19 protein-coding genes are annotated in these 20,691 nt (G+C 68.9%); 9 read left to right on the top strand and 10 right to left on the bottom strand.

Translation table 11 applies throughout. The annotated features are described in order from the left end of the window. Window positions 1-11 precede the first annotated feature (11 nt). From ACOCEP_RS09755 to ACOCEP_RS09725, 7 genes are all read right to left on the bottom strand, one after another. Window positions 12-1,049, bottom strand: a complete 1,038-nt coding sequence (locus tag ACOCEP_RS09755; protein WP_482336956.1) for an LLM class flavin-dependent oxidoreductase — start codon at window positions 1,047-1,049, stop codon at window positions 12-14. After that, window positions 1,046-2,623 carry a dipeptide ABC transporter ATP-binding protein gene (locus ACOCEP_RS09750; RefSeq protein WP_482336955.1) on the bottom strand — a complete coding sequence of 526 codons (1,578 nt, stop codon included), beginning with the start codon at window positions 2,621-2,623 and terminating at the stop codon, window positions 1,046-1,048. The genes ACOCEP_RS09755 and ACOCEP_RS09750 overlap by 4 nt, the downstream gene beginning before the upstream one ends. Further along, entirely contained in the window at window positions 2,620-3,435 is an 816-nt protein-coding gene (locus ACOCEP_RS09745) for an ABC transporter permease (protein WP_482336954.1), read from the bottom strand. Before ACOCEP_RS09745 ends, ACOCEP_RS09750 begins: the two co-directional genes overlap by 4 nt. Then, a complete protein-coding gene (locus ACOCEP_RS09740; protein WP_482336953.1) occupies window positions 3,428-4,378 on the bottom strand; it encodes an ABC transporter permease in 951 nt (316 codons plus the stop codon). The genes ACOCEP_RS09745 and ACOCEP_RS09740 overlap by 8 nt, the downstream gene beginning before the upstream one ends. Beyond that, entirely contained in the window at window positions 4,375-5,982 is a 1,608-nt protein-coding gene (locus ACOCEP_RS09735) for an ABC transporter substrate-binding protein (RefSeq protein ID WP_482336952.1), read from the bottom strand. Before ACOCEP_RS09735 ends, ACOCEP_RS09740 begins: the two co-directional genes overlap by 4 nt. Before the next feature lie 207 nt (window positions 5,983-6,189). Then, window positions 6,190-6,828 carry a GmrSD restriction endonuclease domain-containing protein gene (locus ACOCEP_RS09730; protein WP_482336951.1) on the bottom strand — a complete coding sequence of 213 codons (639 nt, stop codon included), beginning with the start codon at window positions 6,826-6,828 and terminating at the stop codon, window positions 6,190-6,192. A gap of 197 nt (window positions 6,829-7,025) precedes the next feature. Then, window positions 7,026-7,706, bottom strand: a complete 681-nt coding sequence (locus ACOCEP_RS09725; RefSeq protein WP_482336950.1) for a hypothetical protein — start codon at window positions 7,704-7,706, stop codon at window positions 7,026-7,028. A gap of 54 nt (window positions 7,707-7,760) precedes the next feature. Between ACOCEP_RS09725 and ACOCEP_RS09720 the strand changes: the two genes are divergently transcribed. Beyond that, entirely contained in the window at window positions 7,761-9,047 is a 1,287-nt protein-coding gene (locus ACOCEP_RS09720) for an adenylosuccinate synthase (protein ID WP_126736271.1), read from the top strand. 69 nt (window positions 9,048-9,116) lie between these two features. On the opposite strand, the gene ACOCEP_RS09715 is transcribed toward ACOCEP_RS09720, so the two are convergent. Beyond that, on the bottom strand, window positions 9,117-9,611 hold the full coding sequence (locus ACOCEP_RS09715; protein ID WP_482336949.1) for an OsmC family protein: 495 nt from the start codon (window positions 9,609-9,611) through the stop codon (window positions 9,117-9,119). Between the two features lie 122 nt (window positions 9,612-9,733). Between ACOCEP_RS09715 and ACOCEP_RS09710 the strand changes: the two genes are divergently transcribed. Both ACOCEP_RS09710 and ACOCEP_RS09705 read left to right on the top strand, forming a co-directional pair. Beyond that, window positions 9,734-10,669 carry an LLM class F420-dependent oxidoreductase gene (locus ACOCEP_RS09710; protein ID WP_482336948.1) on the top strand — a complete coding sequence of 312 codons (936 nt, stop codon included), beginning with the start codon at window positions 9,734-9,736 and terminating at the stop codon, window positions 10,667-10,669. A 141-nt stretch (window positions 10,670-10,810) separates the two neighbouring features. Beyond that, window positions 10,811-12,034: an MFS transporter gene (locus tag ACOCEP_RS09705; RefSeq protein WP_482336947.1), complete on the top strand. Its 1,224-nt coding sequence runs from the start codon at window positions 10,811-10,813 to the stop codon at window positions 12,032-12,034. On the opposite strand, the gene ACOCEP_RS09700 is transcribed toward ACOCEP_RS09705, so the two are convergent. Together ACOCEP_RS09700 and ACOCEP_RS09695 are read right to left on the bottom strand one after the other, a co-directional pair. After that, entirely contained in the window at window positions 12,018-13,556 is a 1,539-nt protein-coding gene (locus ACOCEP_RS09700) for an amino acid permease (RefSeq protein ID WP_482336946.1), read from the bottom strand. The two genes, ACOCEP_RS09705 and ACOCEP_RS09700, sit on opposite strands and share 17 nt — an antisense overlap. A gap of 382 nt (window positions 13,557-13,938) precedes the next feature. Continuing rightward, complete coding sequence (locus ACOCEP_RS09695; protein ID WP_482336945.1) at window positions 13,939-15,057, bottom strand: glycerophosphodiester phosphodiesterase; 1,119 nt, start codon at window positions 15,055-15,057, stop codon at window positions 13,939-13,941. Window positions 15,058-15,376: 319 nt separating this feature from the next. Between ACOCEP_RS09695 and purD the strand changes: the two genes are divergently transcribed. The 6 genes from purD (at window position 15,377) to ACOCEP_RS09665 (ending at window position 20,656) form a co-directional block, all read left to right on the top strand. Next, complete coding sequence (purD, locus tag ACOCEP_RS09690) at window positions 15,377-16,639, top strand: phosphoribosylamine--glycine ligase (RefSeq protein WP_482336944.1); 1,263 nt, start codon at window positions 15,377-15,379, stop codon at window positions 16,637-16,639. Between the two features lie 134 nt (window positions 16,640-16,773). Beyond that, a complete protein-coding gene (locus tag ACOCEP_RS09685; RefSeq protein WP_126736264.1) occupies window positions 16,774-17,160 on the top strand; it encodes a PE domain-containing protein in 387 nt (128 codons plus the stop codon). Then, complete coding sequence (locus tag ACOCEP_RS09680) at window positions 17,111-17,752, top strand: DUF3558 domain-containing protein (RefSeq protein ID WP_482336943.1); 642 nt, start codon at window positions 17,111-17,113, stop codon at window positions 17,750-17,752. Before ACOCEP_RS09685 ends, ACOCEP_RS09680 begins: the two co-directional genes overlap by 50 nt. A 10-nt stretch (window positions 17,753-17,762) precedes the next feature. Continuing rightward, the gene (locus ACOCEP_RS09675) at window positions 17,763-19,421 is read left to right on the top strand and encodes a hypothetical protein (protein WP_482336942.1); all 1,659 of its coding nucleotides are present in this window, start codon (window positions 17,763-17,765) and stop codon (window positions 19,419-19,421) included. Window positions 19,422-19,425: 4 nt separating this feature from the next. Next, window positions 19,426-20,196 (top strand): ESX secretion-associated protein EspG, encoded by a 771-nt coding sequence (locus ACOCEP_RS09670; protein ID WP_482336941.1) that lies wholly within the window; start codon window positions 19,426-19,428, stop codon window positions 20,194-20,196. A gap of 148 nt (window positions 20,197-20,344) precedes the next feature. Beyond that, window positions 20,345-20,656 carry a hypothetical protein gene (locus tag ACOCEP_RS09665; RefSeq protein WP_482336940.1) on the top strand — a complete coding sequence of 104 codons (312 nt, stop codon included), beginning with the start codon at window positions 20,345-20,347 and terminating at the stop codon, window positions 20,654-20,656. The last annotated feature ends 35 nt before the right edge of the window (window positions 20,657-20,691 follow it).

Here is a 20,691-nt window from a genome sequence, read left to right as displayed (position 1 = left end):
GCCCGAACCTACTAGCTTTCCCAAACCCGCGAGGGCAGTTCCTTCCGCACGATCGGGACCACGTCGGAGGCGAAGAGCTCCAGGACGTCTCGCGCCTCCCCGGCGGTCAGCCCGTCGACCGACACCGCCTGCACCTCGTGCCCGAACGACGCGTGGTAGTCGCCGATCTTGTCGATCACCTGTTCCGGGCTCCCGACCAGCGCGGACCCTCCTGCGATCTTGTCCTCCAAAGTGGTGAACTCGGACTTGTTGTGCTGATACGCGGGTGTCTTCATCAGCGCTTCGAAGTACGGCCGGTAGCCGTCCAGCGCCTCCTGCGAGGTCTTGGCGACGTACAGCCCGCCCGCGCCGGAACCGACGAGCGCGTCCGCCGGGTCGTGGCCGTACTCCACCCAGCGCCGCCGGTAGTGGTCGATCAGATCGGCGTACTTCTTCTTGGGATGGAAGCCGTTCGCGGTGAACAGCGGATCGCCGAACTTCGCCGCCAGCTCGGTCGATTCGGTGCTCGACGCGCTCCCGTGCCAGATCCGCGGCCGCGCGTGGAACGGCCTCGGCTGGGTCGTGACGTCGGTCAGCGGCGAGCGGAACTCGCCCTCCCACGTCACGCCCTCCTCCAGGAACAGGCGGCGCAGCAGGGCGAACTTCTCCGCCTGATACTCCCACTGCCGGTCCTCTTCGAGGCCGAACAGCGGGAAGTGCCGGGGATCGTTGCCCTTCCCGATCATGAGCTCCAGCCGCCCGCCGGAAAGCTGGTCGAGCGTCGCGTAGTCCTCGGCGACGCGCACCGGGTCGAGCACGCTGATCACGGTCAGGGTGGTCAGCAGCCGGACGCGTTCCGTGCGTTCCGCGACCGCCGCGAGGATCACCGGTGGCGCCGAGGAGAGGAACGGCTCGCCGTGCCGCTCGCCGACGCCGTATGCGTCGAAGCCGAGTTCCTCGGCGAAGATCGCTTCGTCGACGACGCGGCGCAGGCGTTCGTGCTGGGTCGGCGTCGCACCGGTCACCGGGTCGGGATGGTTGGCGACCAGGGAGAAGAGCCCGAACTTCATCGTGTCTCCAAGAGTTTCCGGCCGGGGATGGCGGCGAGCAGCTCCCGGGTGTAGTCCGCGCTCGGCCGTTCGAGGACGTCCTGCGTGGGGCCGAGTTCCACGAGTTCGCCGCCGCGGAGCACGCCGACGGTGTCCGCGATCTGCCGGACCACGGCGAGATCGTGCGAGATGAACAGGTACGTCAGGCCGAGCTCGTCCTGAAGATCGGCGAGCAGCCGCAGGATCTGCGCCTGCACCGAGACGTCCAGCGCGGACACGGGTTCGTCGGCGACGATCAGCTCCGGGCGCAGCGCGAGCGCCCGCGCGATGGCCGCGCGTTGCCGCTGCCCGCCGGACAATTCGGCGGGCTTGCGCTTCAACACCGAAGACGGCAGGGCGACCTGGTCGACCAGTTCCGCCGCCCGCGCGCGCCGTTCCGCCTTCGTGCCGACGCCGAAGGCCCGCAGCGGCTCGGCGATGACGTCCTCGATGCTGAACTTCGGATTCAGCGACGCGTACGGGTTCTGGTACACGAGTTGGAACCGGCGCCGAAGCCGCCGTAGCTCCTCGCCGCGCAACGCGGTGATGTCCTCGCCGTCGAACTCGACGACCCCGTCGGTCGGCGTCTCCAGCCGCAGGATCATCCGCGCGGTGGTCGACTTGCCCGACCCGGACTCGCCGACCAGCGCGAGCGTCCGGCCGCGGGCGATGTCGAACGAAACGTCGTCGACCGCCCGGACGGTCCCGAAGGTCTTCCCGAGGCCACGGACCGACACCAGGGCATCGGACGACGGCGGTTTCGGCTCCCGCAACGGGGTGTCGGACAGGCTCGGCGCGGCGGCGAGCAGATCCCGCGTGTACTTCTCCGAGGGCGCGGCGAGGATCTCGCCGGTCGTACCTTCCTCGACGACGCTTCCCTGTGACAGCACGACGATCCGCGACGCGCGATCCGAAGCGACACCGAGGTCGTGGGTGATCAGCAGGACGGCTGTGCCCGCTTCGGCGGCGAGTTCTTCGAGGTGGTCCAGGATCTGCCGCTGCACGGTGACGTCGAGCGCGCTGGTCGGCTCGTCGGCGATGATGAGTTTCGGCCGCCCGGCCAGCGCGGCGGCGATTAGCGCACGCTGGCGCAGCCCGCCGGACAGCTCGTGCGGATACTGCCGTGCCCGCGTTTCCGGATCGGCGATCCCGGCCTTGCGCAGCAGCTTCACCGCCTCCGCGCCCGCGGTTCGTTTGTCGGCCAGACCGTGGATCAGCAGCACTTCCGCGACCTGATCGCCGATCCGGTGCACGGGATTGAGCGACACGGTCGGATCCTGCGGGACCAGCGCGATCTCGCGGCCCCGCACCGAACGCCAAGCGCGGTCGGAGAGTTTCGTGAGGTCGCGGCCGTCGAAGGTGATCTCGCCGCGGTCGACCCGCCCGCCGCGGGGCAGCAGCCCGATCGCCGCGTGCGCCGTCGTGCTCTTGCCGGAGCCGGACTCGCCGACCACCGCGACGATCTGTCCCTTATGGACGGATAGCGAGACGCCGTCCACGGCGGTCACGGATTTGTAGGAAACCGCGAGATCGCGGATGCTCAGCAGTTCGCTCACCGCACGTCTCCTTCGATCGCTCTGGACAGCCGGTTCGCGGACAGCACCACGGCCGCGACGGTGAGGCCGGGAAAGGTCGTCATCCACCAGGCGGTGGCGAGGAAACCGCGGCCGCCCGCCACCAGTGACCCCCATTCCGGGGTCGGCGGGGTGGCGCCGTAACCGAGGAAGCTCAGCGCCGACACCTCCAGCACCGCCGTGCCGAAGGTGAGCGTCGCGAGCGCGAGCACCGGGCCGAGCGCGTTGGGCAGCACGTGCCGTCCGAGCACGCCGGTCCAGCGCACACCGCCCGCCCTGGCCGCCTCGACGAACACGCCAGTGCGGACACGCAGCACTTCGGCCCGCATCAGCCGCGCGAACTGCGCGAGATTCGCGACGCCGACCGCGATCGCGACGTTGGTCGTACCGAAGCCGAGCGCGGTGACCAGCGCCAGCGACAACAGAATCGACGGGATCGCCAAGAGGACGTCGACGCAGCGCATGATCGCCGAATCGAGGGCGCCACCCCTGAATCCGGCGAGCAGGCCGAGCACGGAACCGGCGACCAGCGCGACCAAGACGGCGATCACGGTCGCCTGCAACGAAAGCGCGGCACCGTGCACCACCCGCGCGAAGATGTCCCGCCCGGTTTCGTCGGTGCCGAAGAGATGACCGAGCGAGGGGGCTTGCATCTTCTCGGCGGGGACACCGGCGAGCGGGTCCTGTCCGGTGAAGAGGCTGGGCGCGACCGCCGACAGCAGGGCGAACGCCAGCACGGCGATCGCGAGGATCAAGCCCGGCTTTCGCCTGGTGCGCACGAGAACGTCAGGCATCGGCCGTCTCCCGGTGTCGGATGCGCGGGTCCAGCAGGGGATAGACGAGGTCGACGAGCAGGTTGATCACCACGAACACCAGCGCGGCGAGCACGATCACCGCCTGCACCACCGGGATGTCCTGCGCGGTGACCGCCGACGACGTCACCCGGCCGAGGCCGTCACGGGAGAACACCGTCTCGGTGATCACCGACCCCGCGATCAGGTTCCCGGCGACCACGCCGGCGATGGTGAGCGTGGGCACCGCCGCGTTGCGCAGCAAGTGTCCGAAATGGACCCTCAAGCGGCTCGCCCCCTTCGCCAGCGCGATCTCGGCGTATGGCTCGGCGAGCTGCGTGCGGAGGCTTTTCGCCAGCACCTGCCCGATGATCGCGCCGGTCGGGATGGCGAGCGTGATCGCGGGCAGGAGCAGCGACTCGAAGCCGTTCGAACCCAGCGCGGGCAGCAGCTTGAGCTGGAAGGAGAAGAACTGGATGAGCAGCAGCCCGACCCAGAACGGCGGCAGCGAGATCCCCAGCGGCGGCAACGCGAGCAGCAGATTGCCCAGCCAGCGATGCCGCGTGAGGGTGCCGGCGAACGCGATCCCGCCGCCGATCAGGATCGCGAGTACCAGGGCGAAGCCGGTCACCGCGAGTGTCGGCGGCAGGGCCGAGACGACCATGTTCGTGGCGTCGTCCCCCGTCGCGATCGAGCGTCCGAAGTCCCCTTGGAGTGCCGCGAGCAGCCGCTTTCCGTACTGCAGCGGCAAGGGGTCGTCGAGTCCGTATTCCGCCTTCGCGGCGGCCAGTTGTTCCGGCGTGACCGAAAGACCGGCCTCGCCTCCGCCGAGTTTCGCGCTGACCGCGTCGCCCGGCAGGAGGTAGAGGATCACGAAGGACACGGTGAAAGCGGCCCACAGGACGAAGACCGCCTGCAGGATCCGCCGCAGCAGATACCGCGTCACGAGCCGGACACCCAGGCGTCGAACAACTGAAGCCGGGAAGACGCCTCGAAACCGACACCGTGCGCGTTCGGCCCGTGCGCGAGCACCTGGGTCAGCTCGAACACCGGCGCCGAGTAGCCGTGCTCGATGATCGCGCGCTGCGCCTCCTCGGCGGCGGGCTTGCGTTTCGCCGGGTCCACAGTGGACGACTGCGCGTCGAGAGGCGCGTCGACGGGGTTGCCCGCGGACAGTTTGCTGCGGTTGTTCGCCTTGGTGGAGAACAGGTTGCGCAGGATGTCCGGATCGGCGCGGGTGGTGTTGTACCAGAGGTACTCGTAGTTCCCGCTCTGCGTGATCTGCACGCTCTCGGCCGTCGTGCGCTGCTCGATCTGGAGATCGAAGCCGATCTTCCGCAGCTGCTGCTGGACGAGTTCGAGCACGCTCTTGTTCTGGTTGAACACCAGCGAGAAGACGACCTTCGCGGTCAGCCGCTGCCCGTTCTTGGTGCGGATCCCGTCGGGTCCGGGGAGCCAGCCCGCGCTCTCCAGCAGCGCGGTTGCGCCGGCCGGATCGTAGGCGAGCAGCGGGGAAAGGTCGGTGTAGAACGGTGTCGCCGAGCCGAGGATGCTGGTGGCGGGCTTGTAGTTCGGGGTCAGCACGGTGTTGGTGACCTCGGGCCGGTTGATGCCCTTGACCACCGCCTGGCGGACCTTTTCGTCGGTGAGCACGCCCTTGGTGACGTTGGCGTGCAGGTTGAACACGACGCCGGGATTCGGGCGCGTGGGCTCGGTGAAACCGTTGCCGGTGAACTGCGGTTCGTCGACCGGCTGGACGTCGGTGATGGCGTCGAGCTGGCCGGACGCGAGACTGCCGGTGCGTACACCGGGTTCCGGCACGATCTTGTAGGCGATCTTGTCGAGGTACGCCTCACCCTGGTGCTTGAACAGCGACGAACCCCAGCCGTAGCCCTTGCGTTTCGCGAGGACGATCTCCTGATTCTGCTTCAGGCTTTCGAAAACGAACGGGCCAGAGCCGATCAGGCCGTCACCCTGGCAACGCTGGTCGGCGGTCTTCTGGAACGCGGCGGGCGCGAGGATCCCGAGCGACATCGTCGAGCTGGCCTGCAGGAACTGCGCGCTGGGAACGGAGAACTCGATCTTCACGGTCTTCGGATCGACGACCGTCGTCCCCTTGTAGACGGCCAGATATCCCGAGCCCAGCTGCGATTTCGGGCCGAGCGCCTTGACCGCGTCGAAGCTCGTCTTGACCGCGGCGGCGTCGACCGGGCTGCCGTCGGAGAAGGTCGCGCCGTCGCGCAGGTGGAAGGTGAACGCGGTCGAATCCGCGTTGCTCTCCCATTTTTCGGCCAGCCACGGCTTGATCTCGCCGGTGGCCGGGTCCTGGTCGGTCAGCGAATCGACCAGCTGGCGGCCGACGTTGAGCGACGCGTTGGTGCCGACCTGTTGCGGATCTATGCAGTCCGGGCTGGACGAGATCCCGAGGCGCAGGGTGCCACCGGGTTTGGGCGGCCCGGCGTCGGCGCCCGTCGAGCCGCCCGCGGACGAGCAGGCGGTGACGATCAGTGCGGTGAGGACGAGCAAGGACGTGGCGGCGGTACGGGACACCGGGTGGCCTCCAGCGGGGAACGGAGCGCGTTTTCTCTTGCGCTGACCCGATTCACGCTAATCACGGCCTTGAGCCCCGCCCACATGCTGAGCCAGGCTCCCAGTCCGCGAAACGTCCCACGTTTCCGCTTGACAGCGCGGATCGCGCGTGAAGGCCCCCTTCCCTCGGCTCAGCCGAGGGAAGGGGGCCTTCACGGGAAAACCGGTCTAGCAGCGGTTGAGCATGTCCGTCAGCGCGGTCTTCTCCGCGGACTTGATGCTCAGCTTGTACTTGTACTTCACCGTGGTCCACATCTTCGCGTAGGTGCACCAGTAACCGACCGTGGGCGGCTTCCAGGCGTCCGGCGACTTGTCGCCCTTCTCCTGGTTGACGTTGTCGGTGACGGCGATCAGCTGCGGCGAGCTGAGGTCGTTCGCGAACGCCTGCCGCTGCGAGGTGGTCCACGACGAGGCCCCGGTGCGCCACGCGGCGGCCAGCGGGACGACGTGGTCGATGTCCACATCGGACGCCGCGCGCCAGGTGGCGCCGTCGTACGGGCTGAACCAGCTGCCGGAGACGGCGGCGCAACTGCTGTCCTGCTGGACGTTCGTCCCGTCCCGCTTCAGCACGACCTCACGGGTGTTGCAGCTGTTGCCCTGGTCGGACCAGTGCGGGAACTTGTCGCGGCTGTACCCGGTCGACGAACCGTCGGGCTTGACGGTCAGCGCGGCGAGCTGGGTCTTGGCGGTCGAGGCCGACGGGATGCCCGGGGGTGTCGCTTCGGCGACGCCGACCACACCCGCCGAGACGATCGCCGAGACGGCGAGAACGGTGAAGGAGCGACGAACAGCAAGCGCAGTTGGCATATTGCTGCCTCCGTGTCAGGTTTGGGGACCTGGTCACCTTGCGGTACGGATATGGCCCACGCAACACCATCGGATGACACTCTGCTGGCTATTCGTGAACGGAGGGTGTCACGAGCAGGTCGGACAGGGTGTCCGTCGCCGAAAAATCTTCGGAAAGTCCAGCTGAAGGTTCTGAGCCGAACGGCCTAGCCGGTGTTCTACTCCAGCCCGCGGACCAGCCGGAGGTCCTCCGTGTGCCGGTACCAGGTCCACCGGCTCATCGCCCGGGGATGGGCCACGCCGTCGACGCTCGGCCGGGTCGGGATGCAGCCGAGCTGGAACGCCCGCGCGTAATGCGTCGAAGGCCGTTTGAACAGCGTCCCCTTGGTCACCCGGACCATGAGCCCCGGGCCGCTCGTGTCCGGCTCGACCTCGATCGAGCGCGCGGGCCCGCGCAGGACGGTGTGCTCGTCGCAGTAGGCCACCCCGCGGATCATCCCGATGGTCCCGCGTCCGACCAGCACCCCGCCGGTGTCGTCGCGGATCAGCGGCACCGGGTCGACTTCGCCACGCAGAGCGAGCGAGAGGGCACGCAGCGGTTGGGTCGGCAGGCTCCAGATGCGGGCGACGTCGGAATCCGGCGACGAAGGCACGAAGCCGAGCGACACGCCCGAGAGCTGTTCTTTTCGTAACAGCCGCAGCGCGACCGCCGCGAGGTCCGCGTCGGTGCCCGCGACCACCAGATGATCGTGTTCCCCCAGCAAGGGGTCGATATCCGCCTTGCCGGGACGGCTCGGGACGCGCACCATTTCGACGTCGTCGATCTCCGGGAGTGTGGGCTCGCCCTCGGGACAGACCACCACTATTCCGCGCACCCGAAGGCCCTCCGTTACGCTCATGCACCGGCATTTACCAGCGCCAAACCACAAGTCGCCGAACACCTGGAGTGTCACATGCCGGCCATCGTGCTGATCGGGGCCCAATGGGGGGACGAGGGCAAGGGCAAGGCCACCGACCTGCTCGGCGACCGCGTCCAGTGGATCGTGCGTTACCAAGGCGGTAACAACGCGGGCCACACCGTAGTCCTTCCCGACGGGCAGAACTTCGCCCTCCACCTCATCCCGTCCGGGATCCTCACGCCGGGCGTCACCAACGTCATCGGCAACGGTGTCGTGATCGACCCGGGCGTGCTGCTCGACGAGCTCGCCGGGCTGGAGGAACGCGACGTCGACACCAGCAAGCTGCTGATCTCCGCCGACGCGCATTTGATCATGCCGTACCACGTGGCGATCGATAAGGTCACCGAGCGTTACCTCGGCAGCCGCAAGATCGGCACCACCGGCCGCGGCATCGGCCCCTGCTACCAGGACAAGATCGCCCGCGTCGGCGTCCGCGTGCAGGACCTGCTCGACGAGAAGATCTTCCGGCAGAAGGTCGAATCGGCACTGGAGTTCAAGAACCAGGTGCTGGTCAAGGTCTACAACCGCAAGGCGCTCGACGCGGACCAGGTCGCCGACGAGGTGCTGGCCGCGGGCGAGAAGTTCGCGCACCGCATCGCCGACACGCGCCTTCAGCTCAACCAGGCCCTCGAACGCGGCGAGACCGTGCTGCTCGAAGGCTCGCAGGGCACCCTGCTCGACGTCGACCACGGCACCTACCCGTTCGTGACGTCGTCGAACCCGACCTCCGGCGGCGCGAGCGCGGGTTCGGGGATCGGCCCCGGCAAGATCGACACCGTGCTGGGCATCCTCAAGGCCTACACCACGCGCGTCGGCTCCGGTCCGTTCCCGACCGAGCTGGACGACGAATCCGGCGAGTACCTGCGCAAACAGGGCGGCGAGTTCGGCGTCACCACCGGCCGCTCGCGGCGCACCGGCTGGTTCGACGCGGTCATCGCGCGCTACGCGGTGCGCGTCAACGGCATCACCGACTACTTCCTCACCAAGCTGGACGTGCTGTCCGGCCTGGAGAAGGTGCCGGTGTGCGTCGGCTACGAGGTCGACGGGTTCCGCACGTACGACATGCCGATGACGCAGACCGACGTGCACCACGCGCTGCCGATCTACGAAGAGCTGCCGGGCTGGTTCGAGGACATCTCGGGCTGCCGCACCTTCGAAGAGTTGCCGGCGAACGCGCGGGCCTACGTCGAGCGGCTCGAAGAGCTCTCGGGCGCGCGGATCTCGGCGATCGGCGTCGGGCCGGGCCGGGAGCAGACCATCGTGCGGCACGAGTTCGTCTGACCCCCTTCCGCGTGCTATGAACGGGCCGTTCCTTGCAAAATTCGCAAGGAACGGCCCGTTCATAGCGTCTTAAGCGAGCGAGGTCTTCACCGGCGTCGGGTTCCGGAACAGGTCCAGCACCGGGCAGTGCTCGTCCACCTGCCGCTTCAGGTCCTCGTAGACCTCCGCCCCGGCGGGCCCGCTCAGCTCGACCGAAACGCGCACGTCCCCGAAGCCCGGCCGGGTCTCCGAGAACCCGAAGAACCCGTGAAGGTCGATGTCTCCATCCACGGTCACCTTCACGCCTTCGAGCGGCACACCGAGCTTCGCCGCCCAGAACTGGTACGTGATCACCTGGCACGAGCCCAGCGCGGCGAGCGCGTACTCGACCGGGTTCGCCGCGGTGTCGGTCCCGCCGAGCGCGGCGGGTTCGTCGACGGTGAACGAGTGATCGCGAACCCGGACGTCGACCTGTGTCGAGGTGCCGGGGTTCAGCGCGTTGGCGACGCTGAACGAGACGGCGGCGTTGCGCGGGTCGGCGTCGACGGCGGTCTTGGTTCCTTCGATGACATCGGTCAGCGACATCGGGTCTCTCCAGGATCGAGGTGTCGGACGCCGCCCAGGGTGGGCCACCACCGCGATCCGCGCGCGTGATCCCACCTGGTGAACGGCGAAATATCCGCGAGGCGCCGTCGTTGCCGTCGAACATGACCATCGGAGTGGCACTCCCGTCCGGGGACACCGCGGACGCCGTCAACATCGTCGATGAACTCATCACCCAGACCGGGCAGGCCGCCGACGCGGGCCTGACGTCCGTCTGGTTCTCCCAGCAGATGGAGCACGACGCGATCACCGTCGCCGCCCTCGCGGGCCGCGCCGTCCCGGGGATCACCGTCGGGACCGGCGTCGTCCCGATCTACCCGCGGCATCCGTTGCTGATCACCGGTCTCGCGCAGACGGCGCAGGCCGCCACCGGAGGCCGATTCGTGCTCGGCCTCGGGACCGGCGCGAAGAACTGGCTCGAACCGGCGTACGGCATCGAGTACCCGTCGCCGATCAAGCACCTTCGCGAGTACCTCACGATCCTTCGGCAGGTGCTCGACGGCGGCGAAGTCGACTTCCACGGCGAGACGGTGCGGGCGCACGCCGAGGGCTTCGCGGCTTCGCTGTCCGTCGCGGGTTCTTCGGACATCCCCGTGATCATCGCGGCGATGGGACGGCAGGCGCTGCGCGTCACCGGAGAACTCGCCGACGGCACGATCCCGTTCCTCGCCGGGCCGAAGGCCCTTTCCGGGCTGATCGTCCCGGAGATCACCAAGGCCGCGGCCGGCCGTCCGGCGCCGCGGATCATCGCGATGGCCCCGGTCGTCGTGACCGAGGATCCCGACGCCGTCCGCGCCCAGGTCGACCGCCAGTACGCGTTCTTCCGCGACATCCCGTCCTACCGCGCGGTCTTCGATCACCAGGGCGTGGACTCCGCCGGTGACCTGGTGATCGCCGGCGACGAGGAGACCGTCGCGGCCGAGATCCGGCGGTACTTCGACGCCGGGGCGACCGAGGTGGTCGCGACGCAGAGCGGTATCCGGAACAGCGAGGAACGGCTTCGTACCTGGAGCGTCCTCGGAGACCTCGTCACGCGCTGACTCACGTGTCATGAAAGGGCCGTTCAGGACATTCATCGTCCTGAACGGCCCTTTCATGACATCCAGGGGCCCAGTGGCCTTGCTCACAGCGTTCGTATTGTGCATACTCGTGCGCATTGCGAACACAGCTGGAGGTCTCCGATGTCCCCTGCCGCGGCCCGTTCGTGGGTGGTCCCGCTCGCCTGGACGGCGGTACTGCTCGACGGATTCGACCTGGTCGTCCTGGGCACGGTGCTGCCCTCGCTGCTCCGTGACCACGTCTGGGGCCTGACCCCCGGCACGGCGTCGGTGATCTCGACCTTCGGCCTGATCGGCATGATGATCGGCGCGATGGCGATCGGCACGATCACCGACCTCATCGGCCGCCGCAAGGCGCTGATCATCGCGGTCACGGCCTTCTCCGCGTTCACCGCGCTCTGCGCGCTATCGCCGTCGGCGTTCGTCTTCGGCCTGCTGCGTTTCCTCGCCGGGCTGGGCCTGGGCGGCTGTCTTCCGACGGCGATCGCGCTGGTCACCGAGTACGCCCGCAAGGGCAAGGGCGGCAGCGCGACCACCACGGTGATGACCGGCTACCACGTCGGCGCGGTGCTCACGGCCCTGCTCGGTATCTGGCTGATCCAGCCGCTCGGCTGGCGCGCGATGTTCGTGGCCGGCGCGCTGCCCGCGCTCGTGCTGGTGCCGCTGATGATCAAGTACCTGCCGGAATCCGAGTCCTTCGAGCGGGTGCGCGAGACACGGGAGAACTCGGCGACACAGGTGGTCGGCGGGCTGTTCCGCGGCGGGCTCCTGCGCGCCACCATCGCGTTCTGGGTGACGTCGTTCATGGGGCTGCTGCTGGTCTACGGGCTCAACACCTGGCTGCCGGAGATCATGCGCCAGGCCGGGTATCCGCTGGGCGCGGCGCTCGGTCTGCTGCTCACGCTGAACCTCGGCGGTGTCGTCGGCCTGCTCGTCGCCGGCCGGGTGGCGGACAAGGCCGGCGTCCGGCCGGCGGTGATCTTCTGGTTCCTCGGAGCGGCCGTGTTCCTCGCCCTGCTGAGTGTGAAGCTGCCCGCCGTCGGCCTGTACGTGGCCGTGTTCCTCACCGGCGGTTTCGTGTTCAGCGCGCAGGTGCTCGTGTACGCCTACATCGGCAAGACGTACCCGGACGTCATGCGCGCCACCGGGATCGGCTGGGCGGCGGGTGTCGGCCGCGTCGGCGCGATCTGCGGCCCGATCCTCGGTGGCGCGCTGCTGAGCGCCGGAATCGCGTACCCGTGGGGTTTCTACGCCTTCGCCGGAGTCGGCGCGTTGGGAGCGGCCGCGGTGACCGTGGTCCGCGCCGGCCGCTCCCAGGAGGACAACGCCGTCACCCCAGTTCCTTGAGTTCCCTTTCCACGGCGGCGAGTTCTTCCTCGGAGCCCTGCACCTTCGGACCCGTGAACCACTTGCGCGCCGAGGCGAACCACCACACCGCCGCGCCACCGAGTACGACGAGGAAGGCGATGGGCGTGTAGTTGAAACTGTCGATGGTGATCGGTGATCCCTGCGGGAGCATGAAAAGCACGAAGATGAAGCACACCCAGACGGTCGCGACCGTCCCGATGAGCTTCCCCCAGCGGCCGAGGTTCCACGGTCCGGGTTCGAAGTCGTCGCCCTTGCGCACCCGCAGGAACACCGGGATCACATAGGCCACGTAGAGGCCGACGACCGCGATCGAGGTCACCGCCGCATACGCGGTCGCGCTCCACAAGTACGGCAGGGCGAGCAGGAGCGCGCCGCCTGCGGCCAGCCACACCGCGTTGGTCGGCGTCTGGGTCCGCTTGTTGATGCGGTGCCAGAACTTCGAACCCGGGATCGCGCCGTCGCGGGCGAAGGCGTAGATCATCCGCGAGTTCGCGGTCACCGACGCCATCCCGCAGAACAACTGCGCGCCGATGCAGATCAGCAACAGGAACTTGCCGGTCGTGGCGCCGGTCGCGTCGATGAAGATCTGCGCGGGCGGCACCCCGGTCTCGGACCCGACGGCGCCGTCGTAGTCCTGGATGGCGAAGGTGAGGCCGATCAGCAGGATCCAGCCGGCGACCAGCGAGACGAGGATCGAGTTGATGATCCCGCGCGGCCCCGCCTTCGCCGCGTTCTTGGTCTCCTCGGTCATATGGGCCGAGGCGTCGTATCCGGTGAGCGTGTACTGCGCGAGCAAGAGACCCAGTAAGAAGACGTAGACGGGTGACGCCCAGCCGGTGTTGTTCACGAACTCGCCGAACACGAACGACGCGTCCTGGTGCTTCTCGGGAACGACGACCAGCACCCCGACGATGACCAGCACGCCCGCCAGATGCCACCACACGCTGATGCTGTTCAGCAGCGCGACGATCTTGACGCCGAAGGTGTTCAGCAGCCCGTGGATCACCAGGATGATCGCCAGCAACAGGATCGTGTTGCCCGGTGTCGCCTCGAAGCCGAACTGCAGGTCGAGGAAGGCGTTGAGGAACAGCGCCGCGCCGAAGTCGATCCCCGCGGTGACGGCGATCTGCCCGATGAGGTTGAACCAGCCGGTGAACCACGACCACGCCGCGCCGTTGCGCGGGGCGAGCTTCGCCGCCCAGTAGTAGAGGCCGCCCGCGGTCGGGTAGCTGGAGCAGACCTCGGCCATGCCCAGCCCGACCAGGATGACGAAGAGGCCGACCAGCGGCCAGCCCCAGATCATCGCGGCGGGCCCGCCGGTCTTCATGCCGAACCCGTAGAGGGTCAGGCAGCCGGAGAGGATCGAGATGATCGTGAAGGAGACGGCGAAGTTGGAGAAGGCCGACATCGTGCGCCGGAGTTCCTGCGCGTAGCCGAGTTGGTGGAGCCGGGCACTGTCTTCGTCGGCGGGTTCTGCGGCCTGCTTGTCAGAGACATCCATCGGGCACCCACTTAAAAGGTATGCGGACAGACCATTGAGATCCGCCGAAATTAGGCCCGCCGACCTGCGCATGTCAAGGTCCCGTCAAGAAACGGGTTTGGTCGTGTGCGGCGATTCGGGTGCTCTTGAGCGGTGCTGATACCCGCGATCAGTCGTCGAGGACCGCCCCTTCGCCTGCTGCGGTCACTCGGCGTGGCAGGTAGGCGTCACCGCGGGTGAGGGGTGTGCGGAAAAAGAGACGTTCGATCTCCCTATTCCCACACACCTCGACGTCTCCGGACCTGTCACGCGGTCGGCGCCCTGCGGGCGGTCACCCAAGTACGTGAAGGCCCCCTTTACTGCGCTAGACGCAATGAAGGGGGCCTTCACGTACTTCAAGGACTCAGCGTCCCCGGAAAGCCTTCACGGCCTCCAGCGCGGTGTCCGGGTGGTCCGCGAAGTAGCCGTCGACGCCCGCCTTGAGGAACGCCTCCTGCTCGGCGAACGCGTTGCCGTACTCGGCCGGGTTCGCCGACGAGCGCAGGCTCTGCGGGAGGAAGTTGTTCTCGTTGCGGAACGTGTACGGCCCGACCTTCAGCCCGGCCTGGTGCGCGTCGGCGACCAGCCTGGTCGGCTGACCCAGCGCGCCGTTCACCACCGGGACCACCTGCGCCTTCTCCGGGCCCAGGTAGTCCGCGTACTTCGAGATCTCCTTCAGTCCGGCCGGAGTCACCAGGTCGGCGTACGTCCGCGGGTCACCCTTCGCGACGAAGTCGGCCGGAGCGCCGGTCGCCGAGGTCAGCTGCAGCAACGGCACCCGCACCTGGCGCGAGAGCGCGATCAGGTTCGACACCTCGAACGACTGGATGATCACCGGCGCCTTCGGGTGGTTGAGCCCGTTGCGCTTGAGCAGCTCGACCAGCTTCGGCTCGGTCGGGTTCTTGATCGACGAGAAGTACGTCGAGTGCTTGATCTCCGGGTACGTCCCCAGTTCGCGGCGCAGTTCGCGGCCGAGCCGGCGCGTCAGGTCGATCACCTCCTGGTAGGTGGCGATCTGGTAGCGGCCGTCGTAGATCTTGTTGTTCGGCCGCAGCTGCGGGATCCGCTCGGTCGCGCGCAGGGTCTTCAGCTCGGCGAGCGTGAAGTCCTCGGTGAACCAGCCGGTGAACGACGTGCCGTCGATGACCTTCGTCGTCTTCCGGTTCGCGAACTCGGGGTGCTTCGCGACGTCGGTGGTCCCGCCGATCTCGTTCTCGTGCCGGGCGACGAGCTGGCCGTCCTTGGTGGGCACGAGGTCGACGTCGACCCAGTCGACGCCCTGGCGGTAGGCGAGCTCATACGAGGCGAGCGTGTGCTCCGGCCGGTAGCCGGGGGCGCCGCGGTGTCCGACGATCACCGGTCCATCGTGGCCCTTCGCCAGCGCCGACACATCTTGGGTGTTCGGCTCGGCGGCGCCTGCCAACCCGGTGACGCTGAGTACGGCGAGTCCGGACAGGGCGAGTACGCCCAGGCGCTTTCGCATGGTGGGGAACCTCTTTCGCTTGAACTCGGGGTACCGCGCAACCCTTGACGCAGGAGGCGTCCGGTCGGCGAAGACGGACCGGCGGAGCGCTGACCGCCGGGTGAACGCCGGATGGAGCCAACCGCTCGAGGGCGGCGAAGTGTTCGGGGCCGTGTTGCTCGGTGAACCCGCGACCGCGGTCGCGTCGCCGGGGCGGGTTCGTGTTTTCCCAGGTCAGACGTCATGGCGTCCCGCCGCCACGATAGCGGGGCCGCCGGCCGGGGCGGGTTTCCCGTGGCTCCGCCGACAGGTCGTCACCGGCCCGGTTACCCTGTGCGTCGTGCGCGTACTGGTAATCGGGTCCGGCGCCCGTGAGCATGCACTCGTCCTCGCGGTCGCGGAAGACCCTTCCGTCACCGCACTGGCCTGTGCCCCGGGGAACGCCGGCACCGCCGCGGTGGCCGAGCAACTCGGCGTGGACGCGGCCGACCCCGAGTCCGTCGCCGCCCTCGCCAAGCAGTGGCAGGCGGATCTGGTCGTGGTCGGCCCCGAGGTCCCGCTGGTGGCCGGAGTCGCCGACGCGGTCCGGAAGGCGGGCATCGCCTGCTTCGGCCCGTCCGCGTCCGCGGCCAGGATCGAGGGCTCGAAGGCGTTCGCGAAGGACGTCATGGCGGCCGCGAAGGTGCCGACGGCGCACTGCGAGATCGTCGACAACCCGGCCCGCCTCGACGCCGCGCTCAGCCGCTTCGGCCCCACCTGGGTGGTCAAGGACGACGGTCTCGCCGCGGGCAAGGGCGTCGTGGTCACCACGGACGTCGACGTCGCGCGCAAGCACGCCCTGATGCTGCTCGACGGCGGGCACCCGGTGCTCCTGGAGTCCTTCCTCGACGGCCCGGAGGCCTCGCTCTTCTGCTTCGTCGACGGCCGCACGGTCGTCCCGCTGCTGCCCGCGCAGGACTTCAAACGCGTCGGCGACGGCGACGCGGGCCCGAACACCGGCGGCATGGGTGCGTACGCCCCGTTGCCGTGGGCGCCGAAGGACCTGGTCGACGACGTCGTCGCCCGCGTCGTCCAGCCCGTGGTCGACGAGCTCGACAACCGCGGCGCCACCTTCTCGGGCCTGCTCTACGCCGGTCTCGCGCTGACTTCCGAGGGCCCGCAGGTCATCGAGTTCAACTGCCGGTTCGGCGACCCGGAGACCCAGGTCGTCCTCGCGCTGCTGCGCAGCCCGCTCGGCAAGGTCCTGCACGCGACGGCGACCGGCAAGCTCGCCGAACTGCCGCCGCTGGAGTGGGATTCCGGCGCGGCGGTCACCGTCGTGCTCGCCGCGGACGGCTACCCCGGCAAGCCGAGGACCGGCGACGTCATCACCGGCGGCGAGCTCGAAGGCGTGCTCCACGCCGGCACCCGCCGTCGTGACGACGGCGCCGTGGTCTCCTCCGGCGGCCGCGTGCTGTCGGTCGTCGGCACCGGCAAGAACCTGAAGGCCGCCCGCAAGGACGCCTACGCGACGGTCGAGAAGGTCCACCTGGCCGGCTCCCACCACCGCACCGACATCGCCCTGCTCGCCGCCAAGGGAGAGATCGCCACCCCGGTCTCGTGAATCCCGGACGGAACCACCCCGGCGATCGCTGCGTCTAACCCGGTATTTCCTGAGAAGCTTAGGCGCTCGATACATCGGCGTTGGTAGCCTCGACAGGGCGAACGGTCACCGTGCGTGTTTCCAAGGGGTGGGGAATGGCAGCATCGAGCAAGGTCCAGGACCTCACGTCGGCGGTGCCGACGCCACCGTCGGTGGCCGACATCAGAGTCGACCCGTCGAAGCTGCTCGAAGTGGCGAAGATCGTCGAAGAGCAGGTCGACGCGTTGCAGGACAAGCTCATGACGCGGCTCGACCAGCTGCGCATCGACACACCGGCCAACGACACCGTGAGCGTGCACGCGACCAGTGTCTGGAACGAGCTCGTGGCCGACGGCGACCAGTCGTACGCCGCGCAGGTCCGGGCGTACGTGGCCGGTCTCCGTGGCCTGGTCAGCCAGCTCCGCACGGCGGCCAAGGAGTACAAGACCAGTGATGCGGACAAGGCCGCCGCGTTCGGGGACCGTGGTGTACACCGGGCGTAGGCCTCGCGTGCTGGTGACCGGCGGGGTGCTCACCCTCGCGCTGGCCGGCTGCGCCACCGACACGGCCGGGCAGGCGTTCCCCGACGAACCGGCGCTGGCCTCGGCCACGCAGGGTGCCAAGGCGTCCGCGCTGCCGGCCAGGCCCGCCGAGTTGAAACTCCAGGGTGCCGACCCGTGCGCGCTGCTCACCGAGCCGCAGCTCGACCGGCTCAAGATCAACAGCGAACCGCGCCCGGCCGCGGAACCGATCGACGGCCCGACCTGTGTCCTCGACGCGGACGCCGCGCAGCCCTTCCACAGTTATTACGTCCGCGCGATCACCGCGGACGTAGAAGAGTGGTTCACCGGTAAACGCCGTAAGAACAGCATGACGACGGAACCGACCGCGGTCGGCGGGTTCCCGGCCATCAAGAACTTCCGTGACGCCGGGACACCGGGCGACTGCGAAACGCTCGTCGGCGTCGCTCAGGGGCAGACGCTGGCGGTGCGGACCGTCGCCGTCACCGCCGGCGCGTTCACCATGCCGCAGCTGTGCGAGATGTCCGCGCAGGCGGCCGATTCGGCTTTGCAGACCTTGAAAGCACGCAACTAGGGAGGGCGGCGTGAACGTTTCCGACCTCGCGGGCAGGCTCCGCGATCTTCGGTTCGACGGCTACACCGACACCGGGATCGCGACCGAGATCGAACGCTTCCGCGGCGGTGACGGCACCGGCAGCATCGGGATCGCCGTCGACGCATTGAAATCCGTCGCGGGCGCGCTCGCCGACACCGACAAGACGCTGCGTGACGAGCTGGGCAAGCTCGGCGTGGAATGGCAGAGCGAGGCCGGCGGTGCCGCCGGTCAGGTGTTCACCGAGCAGGCGGGCTTCTCCCAGGACGCGAACTCGAAGGTCTCGCACTCCGCGGAGATGATCTTCGCCCAGGGTGAGGCCTTCAACCGGACGCTGCACAAGCTCCCGGATCCGGAAGTGGTCCGGAAGGGCGCCGGCGGCTTGACCGTCGGTGACGTCCTGCTGAGCCTCATCGGGTTCGAGACCGACCACGCCAAGACCGTCAGCGCCGCGAACAACGCGCGGGCGCAGGCGCAGGAGGCGTTGAACGACTACGCCAAGACGAGCGGCGAGAACCTGCTGTCGACCGACACACTGGCCGACCCGCAGGCGATGAACCTGTCCCAGACCACGACCGCCGCCGGAGCGGGCGGCGGTTCCGCCACGCTCGACCTGGCGGGCACGGCCACGGACCTGACCCCGGACGGCAGCGTGCGCCCGGCGTCGGCGGCCGTCGAGTCGAAGTACGTGCCGCCGGTCGCGCAGCCCGTCGGCAACCCGAAGGCGCCGTCCTACGACGCGCCGACCCCGGCCTACGGCGTCGCCATGGGCGGCGGGACGGCTCGCAAGACAGGTGCGTCGGCGCCGAACGCCGGGGCCACGGCTCCCGCGGCCGCCGCCCCGACCACGCCGTCCGGCACGTCGAGGCCCAATCCCGCGCCCGGCGCCGGCTGGGTGACGCCCAACCGGCCGTCCCCGCAGCCCGAACAGGGCAGGCCGTCGTACCCGGTCACCACCTCGCCGACCTCGCCGCCGTTCGCTCCGCCGGGCGCGCCGAACATCCCGAACGTGCCGCCGGGCCAGTCCACCGGCAGCGCGCCGCCGAACAGCACCACGTCGGCGCAGCCGGTCGGCAAGTCGTTCGGCACCGGTCCTGGTGTCGACAGCGCTGTCGGCAAGGGCCCAGGCTCCAGCTCGGGTCCCGGTGTCTTCGGCAACGTCGGCGGTGGCGCGGGGGGCGACCAGGCGCTCGGCAAGGGCCGCTCCGTCGGCTCCGGGCCGCAGGCGCCGATGGCCCCCGGCAACGAATCCGGCCGCGGTTTCCCCGCCGTCCCGAAGATCACCGGCCCGGCCGCGGGCGACCTGGGCGCCGGTGCCGCGGCGCTGGGCGCCGGTGTCGCCGGTGGCGCGCTCAGCGGTGACCGGGAACGCGATCGCCGTCCCCGCCAGGAAGGCGGCGGCGTGAAGCCGACCCGTCAGCTCCCGATCGGCGAGCTTCCCGAAGAGGAGGCCATGCGGCGCTCGGAGAAGATCGGCGCGAAGCAGCCGAAGCCCGAGTCGAAGTTCATGGAGCGCGCGGCCACCCAGGACGTCGAAGAGGACGCGGAGCACATCAGGCGTTACGGCGTCGACGACAAGGACCTGTTCACCGACGAGCGGCTGGTGTCGCCCGACGTGATCGGTGACCACGGCAACCGGGAAGCGCGCTGAACCTGTGCCGAACGACAACGGCAGCCTGGTGCTGTCCGCACTCGAGTTCGAAATGCTCTGGGAAGCCGAACGGCTGCCCCGGCGCCATGCCGCGCTCGACGTGCCGAGCCCCGGAACCACCCACACGGAGCGGGCGGCGCTGATCGAAGAGGCCTGGGAATCCCTGCGCGCGCGAGGTCTCGCGCGGGGGTACCAGGCCTCGGGCGAGCTGGTCGACATGCTGAACCTGTTCGCGCATCCCCGGGTCGCGATCGACGTCTGGGTGTGGACCGACCGCGAGATCAAGGGCCAGGCGGTGAGCGTCGGCAACCAGGCGTTGCTCGGCGTGATCGACTCCGGCCAGGTGTGGCTGATCCCCGCCAGGGAGAGCTCACTGGCCGAAGCCGCGGTCTCGGTCGCGGGTGATCTCGGTCCCGGCGTCGGCCAGTCGATCAGCCTCCCGCACGACGTCCTCGTCAAGGCCGACGCCGCCGCCCGCGGTGACGCGAAGGCACTGGTCACCGCGCTGGAAGACCTGGACGTGCCGCTCTGGCAGGCCCAGGAGGTGGCGGGCATGCTGCTCGGCCAGGAGGCGCGCGGGCAGTTCGGCGCCGAACGCGCGGGCCGCGACGGCCGCCCCCGGCGCGCGGACAGCGTGGTCGCCTTCTACGACACGGACGCGGGCCGGTACCTGTTCCAGGTCGCGCGGAACCGGGACGGGCGGGAGTGGGCGACCATCACCCCGGCGGACAACCAGTTGCTCGCGACCCGGATCCGGGAAGTCGCCGATTTCTGATTCGCCCGATTATCGGCGGGGTGGAAGTTGGCGTGGATACGCACACGGCCTGCCGCCGAGGTCTTAAAGTATGCGCGGGAACCGTCTTGATCGGCCGCGCGTCTGATCGGGCGGATACGAGTTTTTTCCGTGAAGGGGATGACGAACCGTGCCTGTGTACGACCCGGATTCCATGGGGATCGCCGCCGGTCAGGTGGAGAAGCTCAAGGACGAGTTCGAGAAGACCAAAAAAGGCGTCACCGGGATGGACGACGAGAAGGAATCCCCCTTCGGCGGAGTGGACGAGCACGGTGACGCGCAGGGCGCGGTCGGCAAGTTCAAACAGGGCGTCCACAACGAATTCGATTCGGCCGGTCAGCTGATGGAGGCCACCGCCTTCGTGCTGCGAAAGGCGGCGGGGCTGATCAAGGAGACCGAAGCGGTCCACGTGGACAACCTGAAGGTGCACGGGGAACTGTGACGACTCGCCAGGCCTGGGGGCCGAAGACCAAGGGG

The sequence above is a fragment of the Amycolatopsis sp. CA-211722 genome (assembly GCF_056828465.1).
This window is presented reverse-complemented; position numbering and strand designations above follow the sequence as displayed.

Excerpts from the sequence above, each read along its gene's own strand:
- ACOCEP_RS09725 (WP_482336950.1), bottom strand. The coding sequence starts at position 7,706 with ATGAGCGTAACGGAGGGCCTTCGGGTGCGCGGAATAGTGGTGGTCTGT.
- ACOCEP_RS09730 (WP_482336951.1), bottom strand. The coding sequence starts at position 6,828 with ATGCCAACTGCGCTTGCTGTTCGTCGCTCCTTCACCGTTCTCGCCGTC.
- ACOCEP_RS09715 (WP_482336949.1), bottom strand. The coding sequence starts at position 9,611 with ATGTCGCTGACCGATGTCATCGAAGGAACCAAGACCGCCGTCGACGCC.
- ACOCEP_RS09700 (WP_482336946.1), bottom strand. The coding sequence starts at position 13,556 with ATGGATGTCTCTGACAAGCAGGCCGCAGAACCCGCCGACGAAGACAGT.
- ACOCEP_RS09710 (WP_482336948.1), top strand. The coding sequence starts at position 9,734 with ATGACCATCGGAGTGGCACTCCCGTCCGGGGACACCGCGGACGCCGTC.
- ACOCEP_RS09685 (WP_126736264.1), top strand. The coding sequence starts at position 16,774 with ATGGCAGCATCGAGCAAGGTCCAGGACCTCACGTCGGCGGTGCCGACG.
- ACOCEP_RS09755 (WP_482336956.1), bottom strand. The coding sequence starts at position 1,049 with ATGAAGTTCGGGCTCTTCTCCCTGGTCGCCAACCATCCCGACCCGGTG.
- ACOCEP_RS09745 (WP_482336954.1), bottom strand. The coding sequence starts at position 3,435 with ATGCCTGACGTTCTCGTGCGCACCAGGCGAAAGCCGGGCTTGATCCTC.
- ACOCEP_RS09720 (WP_126736271.1), top strand. The coding sequence starts at position 7,761 with ATGCCGGCCATCGTGCTGATCGGGGCCCAATGGGGGGACGAGGGCAAG.
- ACOCEP_RS09695 (WP_482336945.1), bottom strand. The coding sequence starts at position 15,057 with ATGCGAAAGCGCCTGGGCGTACTCGCCCTGTCCGGACTCGCCGTACTC.
- ACOCEP_RS09705 (WP_482336947.1), top strand. The coding sequence starts at position 10,811 with ATGTCCCCTGCCGCGGCCCGTTCGTGGGTGGTCCCGCTCGCCTGGACG.
- ACOCEP_RS09680 (WP_482336943.1), top strand. The coding sequence starts at position 17,111 with ATGCGGACAAGGCCGCCGCGTTCGGGGACCGTGGTGTACACCGGGCGT.